The organism is Mesorhizobium sp. WSM4814 (genome assembly GCF_055811595.1).
Window position 1 is genome coordinate 1 of the sequence record NZ_JBVVQT010000025.1, and the last position, 15,365, is coordinate 15,365.

Sequence of the window (15,365 nt, forward strand, 5' to 3'; positions counted from 1 at the left end):
CAATGTGGCCTGATTGCGTTTCAAAAAACGCCCCATGCGCCATCTGCGCCAAACTTCGGCCCCCGTGCAAAGCCCTCCTTGTGGGAGAAGGTGGCCTCGCCCACGGGTCTTGCCTCCGGCAAGCCCAAGGACAGGCTCCGCGAGGTCGGATGAGGGGTGCTCCAGCTTGGCACCGACGGCATTCCTTCCAACACCCCTCATCCGGCTCGGCGCTGCGCGCCGATCCACCTTCTCCCACAGGGGGAGAAGGAAAAAGGGGCGCTACTTCAGCACCTTGCCATCCGCTCCAAACCGATAAGTCTTCGCCGGATCCGGCGTCGCGTAGAGCGTGGCGCCCGGTTCGGCGTTGTAGACGCCAAAAATGCGCACGGTGATCAGCCCGGCCTTCTCGCAGTCGAGATAGAGGTTGGTGTCGGCGCCGAGATGCTCGGCGTGGACGACCGTGCCTTTCCAGGCGCCGGATTTCGCATCGACGGTCAAATGCTCGGGCCGGACGCCGATGGTCCTGGCCGTCTCGCCGAGCCTGGCGCCGTCGACGAAGTTCATCTTCGGCGAGCCGATGAAGCCGGCGACGAACTCATTCGCCGGCGCATTGTAGAGTTCCATCGGTCCGCCGATCTGCTCGATCTTGCCCGCGTTGAGCACGACGATCTTGTCGGCCAGCGTCATCGCCTCGACCTGGTCGTGGGTGACATAGATCATCGTCGCCTTCAGCCGGCGATGCAGCTGCGCGATCTCCAGCCTGGTGTTGACGCGCAGTGCGGCATCGAGGTTGGACAAAGGCTCGTCGAACAGGAAAAGCTTGGGCTCACGCACCACGGCGCGGCCGATGGCGACGCGCTGGCGCTGGCCGCCGGACAGCTCGGCCGGCCGCCTGGCCAGATAGGGCTCCAGCGACAGCATCGACGATGCGATGCCGATGCGGCGGTCGATCTCGGCCGCCGGCGTGCCTGCCTGCTTGAGGCCGAGGCCCATATTGTTCTTCACCGTCAGATGCGGGTAGAGCGCATAGGTCTGGAACACCATGGCGATGCCGCGCTTGGCCGGCGGGGTTGCGGAGACGTCCGCGCCGTCGATGACAACACGGCCCGAGGTCGAATCCTCCAGCCCGGCGATGACCCTGAGCAGCGTCGATTTTCCGCAACCGGAGGGGCCGACGAAGACGACGAATTCGCCATCGGTCACTTCGAGGTTGATGCCCTTCAGCACCTCGACCGGCCCAAACGCCTTCTTCACATTCTCGATATTCAGCGAGCCCACGGCGTTCCTCCGGATTGGAATGTAGGCGCCAAGGCACCCCCCTCTGGCCTACCGGCCATCTCCCCCTCAAGGGGGGAGATCAGCTGTCGGTGTCGCTTTCGCAAATTTCCAGCGCCGCAAAGTGGCGCGCGGCCGTGAAGCTGCCAATCTCCCCCCTGGAGGGGGAGATGGCCGGCAGGCCAGAGGGGGGCGCCGTAGGGCGCCACCACTTGCAACACGTCATATGTCACAGTCGCACCGCCTTCCCGCTGCGGACGCTCTCGTCGGCGGCAAGGCAGACGGCGAGCGACTTCACCGCATCGTCCATGTGGCGGGTCAGATCAATATCCTCGCGGATCGCCTTGAGCAGAAAAGCCTGTTCGCGATCGCAGAGTTCCTGATGGCCGGGTTCGCCCTCCATCGACAGCATCTCATCCGGCTTGGCGAATTTTCCGTCAGCGCCGGTCGCCGCGCTGTGCAGGCGGATGGTCGAGGTCCTGGTGTGGGTGTCGATGTCGTCGGATTTGACGCCTTCCTTCATGACGATCGACACGCAGCCGTTCGGCGAGATCACGTCCTTCACGAAAAAGGCGGTTTCCGAGATCATCGGCCCCCAGGCGGCCTCGTACCAGCCGACCGAACCGTCCTCGAACAGCACCTGCAGGTGCCCGTAATTGTACATCGTGGGCGCAATCTCGTCGCTCAGCCGCAGCCCCATGCCGCGCACCTCGACCGGCCTGGCGTCGGTGATCTGCAGCATCACGTCGAGATAATGCACGCCGCAATCGACGATCGGCGACGTCGTCTGCATCAATTGCTTGTGCGTGTCCCAGCTATGGCCGGAGGATTGCTGGTTGAGGTTCATGCGAAACACGTACGGACCGCCGAGCTTGCGCGCCTCGGCGATCAGCCTGATCCAGGACGGGTGATGGCGCAGGATGTAGCCGATCACCAGTTTTCTGCCGTTGGCCTTGGCTGCGGCGACGACGCGTTTCGCATCCGCCACCGTCGTCGCCAGCGGCTTTTCGACAAAGACATGGCAGCCGGCCTCAAACGCCTTCACCGCATAGTCTGCGTGGCTGTCGGAATAGGTGGCGATGCAGGCGATATCTGGTTTTTCCTCGCGCAGCGCCTCGTCGAAGGAGCGCCTGGTGCCATAGCCGGAAAGCCCAGGCGGCAACGGCACGTCCGAGCGGTTGACCAGCGCCGCGATCTGGAAGCCGGGGTTGGTATGATAGGCCAGCGCATGGCTGCGGCCCATGTTGCCGAGCCCGGCGACGACGACGCGAAGAGATTTTTCCTTGCTCACTTGACCGCTCCCGAGGTGATGCCGCGGATCAGCTGCCGCGAGAAGATGACGTAGAGGATCAGCACCGGCATGATCGCCAGCGACAGCGCGGCCAGGATGGCGTTCCAGTTGGTGACGAACTGGCCGAGGAACAGCTGCGCGCCGAGCGTCACCGTCTTGGTCTCCTCCGACGGCGCCAGGATCAGCGGAAACCACAGATCGTTCCAGATCGGGATCATGGTGAAGACGGCGACCGTCGCCATCGACGGCCGCACCAGCGGCAGCACCAGCCGGAAGAAGATGGTGTATTCGGACAGGCCGTCGATGCGTCCGGCATTCTTCAGATCGTCGGAGACCTGCTTCATGAATTCCGACAGGATGAAGACGGCGAGCGGCAGGCCTTGCGCCGTATAGACCAGGATCAGCGCCGTCAGCGTGTTGACCAGTCCGCTCGCCACCATCAATTGCAGGATGGCGACGGTGCCGAGGCGGATCGGGATCATGATGCCGAGGGCGAGATAAAGCCCCATTAGCGAATTGCTGCGAAAACGGTATTCCGACAGCGCAAAGGCGGCCATCGCGCCAAACAGCAGCACGAAGAACAGCGAGGCGACGGTGACGACAAGGCTGTTCTGGAAATAGTGGATGAAATCGCCCTGGCCGATGACGGTGGTGTAGCCGATCAGGTCGAAGGTTTTCGGGGTCGGCGGCGTCAACGGCGCGCCGAAGATGCCGGCGCGGGATTTAAACGAATTCATGATGACGATGATCACCGGAAACAGCGCGATCACCGTATAGGTCAACAGCACCGCATGGGCGCCGACGGTGCGGGGCAGGGAGTGGGTCGCCGTGCTCATCTTACGCCTCAGAACTGATAGCGACGCAGGCGCGTCTGGACGAGGAACAGGTAGACGCAGACGCCGCCAAGGATGATCAGGAACATCATCGTGGCGATCGCCGCGCCCATGTTGGGATCGCCGACCTGCAGCTGGAAACCGAAGAAGGCGCGGTAGAGGAAAGTGCCGAGGATATCGGTCGAATAATTCGGGCCGGCCAGCGCGCCTTGCGCGCTGTAGATCAGGTCGAAGGCGTTGAAATTGCCGACGAAGGTGAGGATCGAGATGATGCCGATCGACGGCAGGATCAGCGGCAGCTTGATCTTCCAGAATTGCGACATGCCGGTGATGCCGTCGCATTCGGCGGCTTCGATCACCTCCTCGGGGATCGACAGCAGCGCGGCATAGATCAGCATCATCGGGATGCCGACGAACTGCCACACCGAGATCAGGCTGAGCGTGGTCAGCGCATATTCTTCTTTGCCGAGCCACGGCGTGAACAGGCTTTTGAGGCCGACGAGATCCATCAGGTTCGGCGCCACGCCCCACAGCGGCGACAGGATCAGCTTCCAGGCGAAGCCGACGATGACGAAGGACAGGATTGTCGGCACGAAGATCGCGGTGCGGTAGAAGGCGGAGAATCTCAGCCGCGGGCTGGACAGCAGTGCGGCCAAAAGCACGCCGATCGGATTCTGCACGATCATATGGATGATGAAGAACCAGACGTTGTTGCGCAGCGCGTTCCAGAAATTGACCGACCAGTTGGGATCGCCGAACAGCCTGCGGAAGTTTTCCAGCCCGACGAAGACCTGGGCCTGGTCGATGTTGCGGAACAGCGAGAGCTGCAGCGTGCCGGCCAGCGGCAGGATCATGATCGCCGTATAGACCAGCACCGCCGGCGCCAGGAAGACGACGATATGCCAGCGGAACGGTCGTTTCGGTGCTGCGGCCATGCGTTCGGTCCCCGCCGATCAGGTTCTTGCGATGCTTTCGACGGCAGCGCTGCCCCTCACCCTTACCCTCTCCCCGTGAAGGACGGGGAGAGGGGGGCGTCAGCGCCGGAGCTTCTCCCTTCCCCCATCACTATACGGGGAGAAGGTGCCGGCAGGCGGACGAGGGGCGGCGCCGTCGGTTGCAGTCGATGCTATCGAAAAAAGCAGAGCCGTCCACTTGCGACGGCCTTGCTTCTATCTGCGCTCTTACTTCGCCGGCTTGTACCAGCTGTCGAGGCCGTCCTGCAGCTTCTTGGCGGCAGCTTCCGGCGTGACGGTGCCGTTGATGACGTTGGCCGATTCAACCCACGTCTCGTTCTCGAGGTTCGGCGTGCCGCGCGACAGGATCTGGTAGGTCGAGCGGATCGTCGACTTGCACTTGTCGCGCCAGGAGACGAATTCCTGGGCCAGCGGGTCTTCCATCTTCACCGGGGTGTTGTTCAGGCTGAAGAAGCCCGGCAGCGCGTTGGCGTAGATGGTGGCGAAATCCGGCGAGGCGACCCAGGTCAGGAAGGTCTTGGCCGCATCCGCATTCTTCGACGCCGCATTGAGGCCCATGCCGATATCGGTGTGGTCGGAGATGTAGCAGGTGTCGCCGGTCTTCGGCACCGGCGGCGGGAACGCGCCCATCTTGAACTGCGCCTGGGTGTTGAACAGGCCAATCTCCCACGAGCCGGCCGGGTAGATGGCGGCGCGGCCGAGGGTGAACAGGTTCTGGCTGTCCGGATAGGTCTGCGCCTCAAAACCGTCGCCGAGATAGGGCTTCCACTTGGCGAGTTCGGCAAACGGCGTAACCCACTGCGGATCGGTCAGCTTCTGCTCGCCCTTGATCAGCGCCAGACGGCCTTCTTCGCCCTTCCAGTAGTTCGGGCCGATGTTCTGGTAGCCCATGGTCGCGGCTTCCCAGAGATCCTTGGTGCCCATCGCCATCGGGATGTAGGTGCCGTCGGCCTTGATCTTGTCGAGAGCGGCATAAAACTCCTCATTGGTCGTCGGCACCTTGATGCCGAGCTGGTCGAAGGCGTCCTTGTTGTAGATGAAGCCGTGGATGACGGAAGCCATCGGCACGCAGAAGCTCGCCTTGCCGTCGTCGGTCTGCCAGGCGGCCTTGGCGACGTCGGAAAAATTCTCCATGCCGGGCAGCGTCGAGATATCGGCAAGATTGCCCTTCTTGAACAGTTCCAGCGACTTGTCGAACGGGCGGCAGGTGATCAGGTCGCCGGCCGAGCCCGCGGCGAGCTTGGCGCCGAGTGCGGCGTCATATTCGGTCGGCGCCGACGGCGCGAACACCACCTTGATGCCCGGGTTCTTGGCCTCAAAAGCCGGGATCAGCTTGTCCTTCCAGATGGCAAGGTCGTCGCCGCGCCAGCTTTCGATGTTGAGCGTTACGTCCTGGGCATAGGCCATACCGGCCGAGCCGAGAATGCTGGTGCCGAGAAGCAGTGCCGTCAGTAGTTTCGTTGTCATGCTCAGTCTCCCTGTTGACCTTTTTCAGGTTCGGTTTTGAGAACAGAGGCTTTGCGCCCCATGCTCCCCTCGATCGCGGAAAGCGCCGGGCGCAGTTTTTGGCCGGTCCCTTCCAGTAGCTTCTGCGCCGCGTCGGCGCTGGCGGCGCCGGCGGCGAGCAGAATGGCGGTCTTGACGACGCCGCCGCTGTCCTCGAGCAGGCGCGCCGCATCGTCCCTGCTGCGCCCGCTGATGGCGGCGACGATGCGGGCGGCGCGGTCGCGCAGCTTGATGTTGTCGGCCATGAGGTTGACCATATAGCCGTCATGGACATGGCCAAGCTGGATGGCGGCCAGCGTCGACAGCATGTTGAGCGCGATCTTCTGGGCGGTGCCGGCGCCCATGCGCGTCGAGCCGGCGATCACCTCCGGCGGTGTTTCGAGCAATATGGCGATGTCGGCCAGCCGAAGCAGCGGCGCATCCTTGTTGTTGGCGATGGCGATGGTCGCCGCACCCCGGCGCCTGGCGTCCTCGATCGCCCTGACCGCATAGGGCGTCGAGCCGCTGGCCGAGACCGCGATCAGGCAGTCGCCCTCGCCGATGCCGGCAGCGGCAACCGCTGCCGAGGCTTCGTCGGTGTCGTCCTCCGGCCCGCCGGCCAGTGTCTTGAAGGCATCGTCGCCACCGGCGATCAGGATGGCGATACGATCGCGCTGAATGCCGAAGGTGCCCGGCAGTTCCAGCGCATCGGCCAGCGCCATCAGGCCCGAGCTGCCGGCCGCCGCGTAAGCGAGCTTGCCGCCGCTGTTCAGCCGGCTGGCGATGATCTCGGCGGCTTTGGCGATGGCGGGAACGGCGCCGCGCGCCGCCTTGGCGGCCTCGATCTGCGCGTTGGCCAAACAGGAAAGGATGGCGTCCGGAGCCTGGATGTCCAGCCCCTCGGCATTCTGGTGAAGCGCTTCGGTGCGCGTTTCGGCCATCCGCTTTCCCTCCAATCCGCAAAACAATACCAAAAAAATACCACTTGTCCACACGCATTAGCGATTTCCCTGCCTCGGAACTGGCCTTTCGTCAAAATGCGTGGGCTTTTCAATAAAATACACCTTAATCTTTTTGAAACGAAAATTAATCCTTGGCTATTGGTATTTTATTGGTATTATCCGCCGGGAGGAGAAATCGTGTGAAATTCGTGCTTGGCATCGATGGCGGCGGCACCAGCTGCAGGGCGGCTCTTGCAACGGTGGACGGGACTGTCGTCGGCCGCGCCAAGAGCGGTGCGGCCAACATCCGCACCGATCTCACCGGCGCGAGGGCCAACATCGTAGAGGCGGCAAGGCAGGCCTTTGTCGCCGCCGGGCAGGACCCGGAACTGATCCCGCAGACCCCGGCCATCCTCGGCCTCGCCGGCGCCAATGTCGGCACCTACAGGCAGCAGCTCGAAGCGATCCTGCCGTTCAGCCAAAACCGTGTCGAGACCGACGCCGAGATCGCCCTGGAAGGCGCGGTCGGCTCCGGTGACGGCGCCATGGCCATCCTCGGCACCGGCACCGCCTACATGGCGCGCAAAAACGGCAAGTCGCGCGCCATCGGCGGCTGGGGATTCCAGGTTGGCGACCAGGGCAGCGGCGCCCGCATCGGCCGCGACCTGCTCGAGCAGACGCTGCTCGCCTATGACGGCATCCGCCAGGGATCGCCGCTGACGCAGGCCATGCTCGCCGTCTTCCGCGACAATCCCGAGGATTTGGTCGAGTTCACTACCAACGCAAAACCCGGCGATTTCGGTGGCTTCGCGCCCAAGGTCTTCGAGCATGCCGAAAAGGGCGACGCCGTCGCCAACTGGATCCTCGACAAGGCAATCGCCGACGTCGAGGCAGCACTTGGCGTGCTCGATCTCGGCGACGACGATCCGCTCTGCCTGCTTGGCGGGCTGGCGCCGCTCTATTCACCACGCCTGTCGGCGCGCTACCGGGCGCTGCTGAAGCCGCCGCTCGACGATGCGCTGGGCGGCGCCGTGCAGATGGCGGTGCGTGTCTTCGCCAAAGCAGCGGAGGCAACGCGATGAGCGAAGCCGCCGATCAGATCTTCGCCACGCTGAAACAGTCGGCGCAAAGCGGCGCGCCGCTCTATCTGCAGCTCAGGAAGAGCATCGAGGACGCGGTCAATCGCGGCCTGATCGGGCCGGGCGACGCGCTGCCGTCCGAGCGCGACATCGCCAGCAAGGCCGACATCTCGCGGGTCACCGTGCGCAAGGCGGTGCAGGATCTGGTCAAGGGCGGCATCCTTGTCCAGCGTCACGGCTCCGGCACCTTCGTCGCGCCGCGGATGGAGCGCGTCGAGCAGTCACTGTCGCGGCTGACGTCCTTCACCGAGGACATGGCGCGGCGCGGCATGGCGGTGCGTTCAGCCTGGCTCGACCGCGGCCTCTATGCGCCCTCGCCGGACGAGATGATGGTACTCGGCCTGTCATCGAACGAACTGGTGGCGCGGGTGGCGCGGCTGCGCATTGCCAACGATACGCCGCTGGCGATCGAGCGCGCGGCACTGTCTGCCAGCGTGCTGCCCGACCCGGCGGCGATCGGGTCGTCGCTCTACGCGGCGCTTGAAACGACCGGCCATCGGCCGGTGCGGGCAGTGCAGCGCATCTCCGCCGCCAATCTCGGCGACGACGACGCGCGCCTGCTCGAAGTGCCGTCAGGCATTGCCGGTCTGCACATCGAGCGTATTTCCTATCTGGCGAGCGGCAAGGTGATCGAATTCACCCGCTCGATCTACAGGGGCGACGCCTATGATTTCGTCGCCGAGCTCCGGCTGAGCGGGCCGGGCGAAGAGGGCCGGCCATGAGCACAGTAAACACCCAAATGGGGATTACCCATATGCGGCGCGAGATCGAGGAGATCCCGGAGGCCACCGCGCGCCTGCTCGACGGTTCGGCGGCAGTGCTGATCGAGGCCGGGCGCGGCATTCGCGAGCGCGACCCAAACTTCGTCGTCACCGTGGCGCGCGGCTCCTCCGACCATGCCGCCACCTTCATGAAGTATGCGGTGGAACTGACCGCCGGCCTTGCCGTCGCGTCGGTCGGCCCGTCGATCGCTTCGATCTATGGCGCCAGGCTCAAGCTGGCCGGCTCGGCCTGCCTGGCGATCTCGCAGTCGGGCAAGAGCCCGGATATCGTCGCCATGGCGCAAGCCGCGAGAGCCGGCGGTTCGCTGACCGTCGCCATCACCAACACTGCCGATTCGCCGCTGGCGCGGGCCTGCGATTATGCCATCGACATCCTGGCCGGCCCGGAGCGCAGCGTCGCGGCGACGAAGACCTTCGTCAATTCAGCCGTCGCCGGCCTCGCCTTGATGGCGCATAGCACCGGCGACGACAAGTTGCTGGCAGCACTTGCCCGTTTGCCAGAACATTTCCGCAAGGCGATCGCCTGCGACTGGATGGCGCTGGCCAGCGTCCTTGAGACGCAGAAGTCTCTGTTCATCCTTGGTCGTGGTCCGTCCGCGGCGATCGCCAATGAGGCGGCGCTGAAATTCAAGGAAACCTGCGCCATGCACGCCGAGGCCTATAGTGCAGCCGAAGTCATGCATGGCCCGCTGGCGCTGGTCGGGCCTGACTTTCCGGTGCTGGCGCTCGCCGCCCGCGATGCTTCCGAGCCGTCGGTCGCGGAGGCCGCCGACAGCCTGGCGGCCAAGGGCGCGGCCGTCTTCGTGACTTCGGACAAGGCGACAAGCGCTCAGCACCTGCCGCATGTCGCCACCGGCCATCCACTGACCGACCCGCTGGCGCTGATCGTGTCGTTCTATGGCTTCGTCGAGGCCTTTGCCCGCCATCGCGGTCTCGATCCGGACACGCCGCCCAATCTTCGCAAGGTGACGGAAACCATATGAGCGAGCGTTTTGCCCTGACTGGCGCCCGGATTTTTGACGGCGACGACTGGCACGACAACGCTGCCCTTGTCGTGCGAGACGGTCTCGTCGAGGCCATCGTCGCCGCCGGAGCCGTTCCGTCCGGCGTCGAGCGTATCGAAACCGGCGGCGGCATGCTTGCACCGGGCTTCGTCGACCTGCAGGTCAATGGCGGCGGCGGCATCATGCTCAACGACCATCCCGATGTTGCTTCGATCGAAACCATCTGCCGGGCGCACGCGCCGTTCGGCACGACCGCGCTGCTGCCGACGCTGATCACCGACACGCCTGAGATCACCGCAGCGGCGGTTGCCGCCGGTGCCGAGGCCGCAAGGCAAAACGTGCCTGGCTTTTTGGGCCTGCATCTCGAAGGCCCGCATCTGTCGATCGCCCGCAAGGGCGCGCATGACCCGGCGCTGATCCGGCCGATGCTGGATGCCGACCAGGCGATGCTGATTGCGACGCGAAAAACCCTGCCGGTGCTGCTGACCACGATCGCGCCGGAATCGGTCGACACCGTTCGCGTTTCGGCGCTGGTCGAGGCCGGCATCGTCGTCAGCCTCGGCCATTCCGACACCTTCTATGCCAAGGCGCGCGCGTTTGCCGACGCCGGCGCCACAATGGTCACCCATCTGTTCAACGCCATGAGCCAGATCGGCAACCGCGAGCCGGGTCTGGCGGGTGCCGCCATCGATACCGGCACATTGTTTGCCGGGATCATCGCCGACGGCATCCATGTCGATCCCGCCACCATGGCCATCGCACTGCGCGCCAAGCAGGGCCCCGCAAAAATTTTCCTGGTCACCGACGCGATGGCGACGATCGGCACCGAAATGACCTCATTCACGCTGAACGGCCGCGCCGTCTACCGCAGGGACGGCAGCCTGCGGCTTGCCGACGGGACGCTGGCCGGCGCCGATCTCGACATGATCGCCGCCGTCCGCTTCGTCCACCGTGTCGTCGGACTGGACCTGTCGGAGGCGCTGCGCATGGCTTCGCTCTATCCGGCGCAGGCGATCGGCCAATCACACCGGCTCGGGCGGTTCGCCAACGGCACCGCCGCCGATATCGTTGCGCTGTCGGACGAATTGGACGTCAAGGGCGTCTGGATAGAAGGCAACAAGGTTTTCGAGGTCGGTGTCGCAAAGGGCGCCTAAGGTATCAGTCGTTCGGCCCGCAGCCTGAAGCGGGTGGTTGCTCAAGTGTCCCTCTTGTCCCCAATCACCTGGGCTGGCGCCGGAAGCCGCGGCGCGGCCGGTCTCGCCGGTTTCGGCAGCAGGCGGCGCACGGCCGGCGCGGCCGCCACATCGTTCCTGGCGGCGAACAGCTCGTGGTTCTTCTCGATGTCGTCGAGCTTGTAGCGATAATTGACCATCAGGCCATGCGCCTGACGCAAGGCGCGGGGCGACAGATCGCCGAAAAGGTCGATGCGCTCCAGCCGCGCGCCATTGCCGAGATGGAACCGGGCGACCGGGTCGATCACCTTGCCGGAGGCGGTGCGGGATTCGAGGAAATACTGTGCCGCAAGAGGAAGCAGCGCCGGGCCGACGCGGTCGCGAGCGGCAGCGTCCGCATGCCAACCCTCGACGGCGACGAGGTCCAGCACTTCGGCGGCGGAGGGGATGGTTTCGGCCTGCTCGGCCAGCCAGCGGGCAAAGCCCGGCACTGGCGACAGTGTGACGAAATCGGTCAGGCCGGGAAGGTCGCGGCGTAGATCCTCGACCACCTGCTTGATCAGAAAATTGCCGAAGGAGATGCCGCGCAAGCCCTCCTGGCAGTTGGAGATGGAATAGAACACCGCCGTCGTGGCCTGCCGTGGTGGTACCGGCGGCCGCTCGTCGGCGAGCAGCTCGGCGATCGTCGTCGGCATCGCCCGGGTCAGCGCGACCTCGACGAAGATCAGCGGCTCGTCGCCGAGCTGCGGATGAAAGAAAGCATAGCAGAGCCGGTCGGCCGGCTCGATCCGGCGGCGCAGATCGTCCCAGGTGTGGATGGCATGCACCGCCTCGTAGCGGATGATTTTTTCCAGGATGTTGGCCGGCGTCGACCAGTCGATCCGCCGCAGCACCAGGAAGCCGCGGTTGAACCACGACGACAGCAGGTGGGTGAAGTCTGCATCAACGATGGCGAGATCGGGCGATGTGGGCAGCCGGGCGAGCAGATCCTCGCGCATGCGCACCAGCGCCTCGATGCCGCCGGGCGCCAGGTTCAGACGGCGCAGGAGCTCCTGCCTGGCCGGCTCGGCGGCGTCGTGCAGGGCAAGTGCCGAGCGATCGTCCGGCGTGGCGCGATAAGCATCCACCGCAGCGGCAAGCCTGGCGTGATCGGTGCCGAAACGATCGCGCAGCACATGCAGGAAAGCCAGCCTGCCGTCGGCGCCGAGGGTGCGCCAGCGATCGAGTATTTCTCTTGCATAGGCGACGCCCGATGCCTCGCCCTGGCTGGAAAGCAGACGGACGCACAGACGTGCCAGGCTGTCGGCCGAAACCGGCTCGTCACCGCGCACGAGGTTCAGCATCATCCGACCGCGGTCGGCGATGGTGTTCAGCAGGTCAGCGAAAAAAGGGCTGCGGTTCATCGATCCGACCGTCGAAGAGGAGCCTGCGGGAGGGTCCGGAGAGACATGAGGGTGAGACAGAGAATATGGATGGTAGTTTTGGATATGCCAATAAGATCGCCAAAAATGGACAAGGCCATTTTGGCTGGGGATCGCATGTCACGAGCACAAGCGCACCGGCGTCGGCCAACGAATTCCTGACCGGCTGGGAGAACAGCGCGTGCCGGTGACGGCTCGCCGGCAGCGGCAGCGTCAGCCGGCCACCTGGTCGGCCGCTGTCCTGATCGCCTCGATGTTCGCCCGATAGGCTTCGACGCTGTCGCCCTTGAAGATAGCCGCACCGGCGACCAGCACGCTGGCGCCGGCGGCGGTGACCAAAGGTGCTGTTTGCGGCGAGATGCCGCCGTCGATCTCGATTCGGATCGGCCGATTGCCGATCAGCGCCTTCACCCGCTTCACCTTGTCGACGACCTCCGGGATGAAGGCCTGGCCGCCAAAACCCGGATTGACGGTCATGATCAGGATCAGATCGAGCCGGTCGAGCACATATTCGATCGCCGTTTCCGGCGTCGCCGGGTTGAGCGACACGCCGGCCTGCTTGCCGAGGTCCCTGATCGTCTGCAGCGAACGGTCGAGATGCGGCCCGGCCTCTGCATGCACCGTCATGCCGTCGCAGCCGGCTTCGGCAAACGCCTGCAGATAGGGATCGGCCGGCGCGATCATCAGATGGCAGTCGAAGAAGGTTTTGGTGCGGTTGCGGATCGCCTTGATCACCGGCGGGCCGAAGCTGATGTTGGGCACGAAATGCCCGTCCATGACGTCGAGATGGATCCAGTCGGCACCGGCCGCCACCACCGCCTCGACCTCGTCGCCGAGCTTCGAAAAATCCGACGCCAGCACAGATGGCGCGATCAGGGTCTTTTGAGCCATGTTCGCTTCCCGTTCTTGAGCCCGCCTTCGCCGTAATCGTCTCAGCGCTGCTTGTCGACAGGAATCCGGTGCCTGCGCAAAAGGAGAGAGGCAGCGTTGGCCACCTCTCTCCCTGTTCAAGCGTCGCGATTTCAGTTCACCGGATGCAGCGGCCTGGCCAGTGGTGGCAGCAAGACCTTGCCGCTGCCTTGCTTCACTTTTTGCAGATTGGGCTTCTTCACAGGTTGCCTGGGCACGCAGTGTCCACGCACCAGTTTTTCAGTTGCCCGGCAGGCGGTGATGATCAGCGGGTTCTTAACGCATGCCTTGCCGACCAGATGATAGCCGCGCTTGCAGTCGATAATGATGGAGGGCTTGCGCACACATCTCCCGTCGATGCGTTGTTCGTTGCGCTTGCACCTGTCGGCGATCACCGCATTGCGCACGCATTTCAGCCCCACCCGATGGTAACCGGGCAGGCAGTGGATGCTGACCCCGATGCACTTGCCGTTGACAAGCTTTTCGGTGCTGCGGCAGGCAGCCACGAGCGGCCTGTCGACGCATTTGCCACGGATAAGCCTTTGGCTCGGCAGGCATGTGCGGCCGGCATCGATGACGACCGGCGGAAGTTGCGGTTTGCCGGGATTGGGTGGCGTATCGACCGCCAGACCATCGGCATTCGGATCAAAATTGCGCTTGATGCAGGTAAAATCCTCGCTGCTGTTGTCGACGGTGGCGATCGAACCGTTCTGCTTGATCTCCTGCAGGGTGCACTGGATCGAGCGGGTTCTGACGATGCTGAACTCGTGTGCGGCGCTCGCCTTGAACACACCGCCATCATTGAAGGCGACCGTCGTGTCGGTGAAGAATGCGCCGTTCGAGCAGCTGATGCGGTAGTGAAACGCACCCGGCGCCTCGCGCTCGACGTCGAACGCCACCTGGCCCTTGCGCGGGCAGAGTTTTTTGAAGCCAGCGCTGTCCGAGACAGTGACCTCGCCCTGCCAGTCCGAATGCGCCGGCGGGTTGTCGGGGTTGTCCTGAGGTGCGTCGGTGAAGCCGCCCCCACCCGCGCCGGTGCAATGGACGGTGATGTCCTTCCAGCCGTCGAATGGTTCGAACGGACCGTTGCCGACGATCTCGGTCTTGTACTGGAAATAGGCGGTGGCGCCGACATCCTCCCATTTCTCATAGGTGGCGAAATAGCCATTCTTGGTCGCGTCGTGTGACGCCCACGCCTGCTGCACCTCGGAGGTGATCGGCCCGTCGTTCTTCTGGCGCCAGATGCGCATCGACACGGGCCCGGCCTGGTTGGCCTGCGCCCGGCTCGTGACCTTCAACGACGGGCAGACCGTACCGGGCGTCGAGCCGGTCTGGTTCGACTGGTAGGTGGTCAGGAACAGCTTGACGTTGTCCACGTCGAATTCGCCGAAATCATTGGCGACGTCCTGAACCGGCGGCTTGATGACGGGGTCGCAGACAATCTGGACGTCGAACGTTCCATGCTCGGCATAGTGCGAGTCGTACAGCGGATGGGGCCAGTTGCCGCCCTGGGCCTCGCTGACCGCATTGTCCATGTCGAGCGCCGTGTCGGTCAGTGCCGAGAAGCTTGCATGGAAGCTGTGCGTGAACGAGTAAGACTTTGTCGGCCCATCGGGCTGGAGGTGCTGATTGCACCGGGCAATGATCTGGTCGCCGTAAGGCACGACGGCGATACCGGTGTCCGACGACAGCGGTATTATGGAGGGGTCGAAGGAGAAATTTTCCTGATGATCGTAGTCGCGGCTGACAGGTGACGTGCTCCAGATCGGCGGAAATGCGCCGCACTGGCCTGGCCCACAAACGCCGAGCGCCACGCCGACATCCTGCACATAACCTGGCCACCGCGTGTTGAGCTTCATGTGGCCCCAGAACTGGACGCTGCCGCTCTTAAGCGTGTCCCACTTTTGCTTGTCGCTGGAGCCGACGTGGATCGTCGTGTTGGCGCTTTCGGTGTTGAACGACATTGACTTGATGTTCGCCTGCTTGGCGAAGGCCGGCGTGGTGGCGAGCGCAGCTGCGATCAGGGCAGCGGCCGCTGCCGTGTTGCGGAAAGCATGTTTGGCTGAAGACATTTTCTCTCTCCCTGAAATGTTGCTTCGGGGAGTTTGTCGCCGACTGCGGCGATAAGGTTCACGCAGCGGCTGAAACGCGTCCGAC

13 protein-coding genes are annotated in these 15,365 nt (G+C 64.2%); 4 read left to right on the forward strand and 9 right to left on the reverse strand.

All coding sequences use genetic code 11. The features are described from left to right. Positions 1–261: 261 nt before the first annotated feature. From AC0L2V_RS27165 to AC0L2V_RS27190, 6 genes are all read right to left on the reverse strand, one after another. Positions 262–1,260 carry an ABC transporter ATP-binding protein gene (locus AC0L2V_RS27165; protein WP_128174764.1) on the reverse strand — a complete coding sequence of 333 codons (999 nt, stop codon included), beginning with the start codon at positions 1,258–1,260 and terminating at the stop codon, positions 262–264. Between the two features lie 226 nt (positions 1,261–1,486). Beyond that, positions 1,487–2,548: a Gfo/Idh/MocA family protein gene (locus AC0L2V_RS27170; RefSeq protein ID WP_473521709.1), complete on the reverse strand. Its 1,062-nt coding sequence runs from the start codon at positions 2,546–2,548 to the stop codon at positions 1,487–1,489. Beyond that, the gene (locus AC0L2V_RS27175) at positions 2,545–3,384 is read right to left on the reverse strand and encodes a carbohydrate ABC transporter permease (RefSeq protein WP_473521710.1); all 840 of its coding nucleotides are present in this window, start codon (positions 3,382–3,384) and stop codon (positions 2,545–2,547) included. The genes AC0L2V_RS27170 and AC0L2V_RS27175 overlap by 4 nt, the downstream gene beginning before the upstream one ends. 8 nt (positions 3,385–3,392) lie before the next feature. After that, on the reverse strand, positions 3,393–4,316 hold the full coding sequence (locus tag AC0L2V_RS27180) for a carbohydrate ABC transporter permease (protein WP_473521711.1): 924 nt from the start codon (positions 4,314–4,316) through the stop codon (positions 3,393–3,395). A gap of 246 nt (positions 4,317–4,562) precedes the next feature. Then, positions 4,563–5,822: an ABC transporter substrate-binding protein gene (locus AC0L2V_RS27185; protein WP_473521712.1), complete on the reverse strand. Its 1,260-nt coding sequence runs from the start codon at positions 5,820–5,822 to the stop codon at positions 4,563–4,565. A gap of 2 nt (positions 5,823–5,824) precedes the next feature. After that, on the reverse strand, positions 5,825–6,781 hold the full coding sequence (locus AC0L2V_RS27190; protein ID WP_473521713.1) for an N-acetylmuramic acid 6-phosphate etherase: 957 nt from the start codon (positions 6,779–6,781) through the stop codon (positions 5,825–5,827). A gap of 200 nt (positions 6,782–6,981) precedes the next feature. On the opposite strand from AC0L2V_RS27190, the gene AC0L2V_RS27195 reads away from it, so the two are divergent. From AC0L2V_RS27195 to nagA, 4 genes are read left to right on the forward strand one after another with little or no spacing between them, the layout of a single operon-like run. Beyond that, positions 6,982–7,863, forward strand: coding sequence for a glucosamine kinase nucleotide-binding domain-containing protein (locus AC0L2V_RS27195; RefSeq protein ID WP_473521714.1), 882 nt, complete (start codon positions 6,982–6,984; stop codon positions 7,861–7,863). Continuing rightward, the gene (locus AC0L2V_RS27200) at positions 7,860–8,642 is read left to right on the forward strand and encodes a GntR family transcriptional regulator (protein ID WP_473521715.1); all 783 of its coding nucleotides are present in this window, start codon (positions 7,860–7,862) and stop codon (positions 8,640–8,642) included. The genes AC0L2V_RS27195 and AC0L2V_RS27200 overlap by 4 nt, the downstream gene beginning before the upstream one ends. A 32-nt stretch (positions 8,643–8,674) precedes the next feature. Beyond that, complete coding sequence (locus AC0L2V_RS27205) at positions 8,675–9,685, forward strand: SIS domain-containing protein (RefSeq protein WP_473521731.1); 1,011 nt, start codon at positions 8,675–8,677, stop codon at positions 9,683–9,685. Continuing rightward, on the forward strand, positions 9,682–10,860 hold the full coding sequence (nagA, locus tag AC0L2V_RS27210; protein WP_473521716.1) for an N-acetylglucosamine-6-phosphate deacetylase: 1,179 nt from the start codon (positions 9,682–9,684) through the stop codon (positions 10,858–10,860). The genes AC0L2V_RS27205 and nagA overlap by 4 nt, the downstream gene beginning before the upstream one ends. A 41-nt stretch (positions 10,861–10,901) precedes the next feature. Here nagA and AC0L2V_RS27215 read toward each other — a convergent pair whose 3' ends face one another. The 3 genes from AC0L2V_RS27215 to AC0L2V_RS27225 all read right to left on the reverse strand — a co-directional run bounded on the left by AC0L2V_RS27215 (position 10,902) and on the right by AC0L2V_RS27225 (position 15,280). Next, positions 10,902–12,281, reverse strand: a complete 1,380-nt coding sequence (locus AC0L2V_RS27215; protein ID WP_473521717.1) for a malonyl-CoA decarboxylase — start codon at positions 12,279–12,281, stop codon at positions 10,902–10,904. Between the two features lie 231 nt (positions 12,282–12,512). Beyond that, a complete protein-coding gene (rpe, locus tag AC0L2V_RS27220) occupies positions 12,513–13,190 on the reverse strand; it encodes a ribulose-phosphate 3-epimerase (protein ID WP_473521718.1) in 678 nt (225 codons plus the stop codon). 131 nt (positions 13,191–13,321) lie between these two features. Further along, positions 13,322–15,280 carry an EB domain-containing protein gene (locus AC0L2V_RS27225; protein ID WP_473521719.1) on the reverse strand — a complete coding sequence of 653 codons (1,959 nt, stop codon included), beginning with the start codon at positions 15,278–15,280 and terminating at the stop codon, positions 13,322–13,324. Positions 15,281–15,365: the final 85 nt, after the last annotated feature.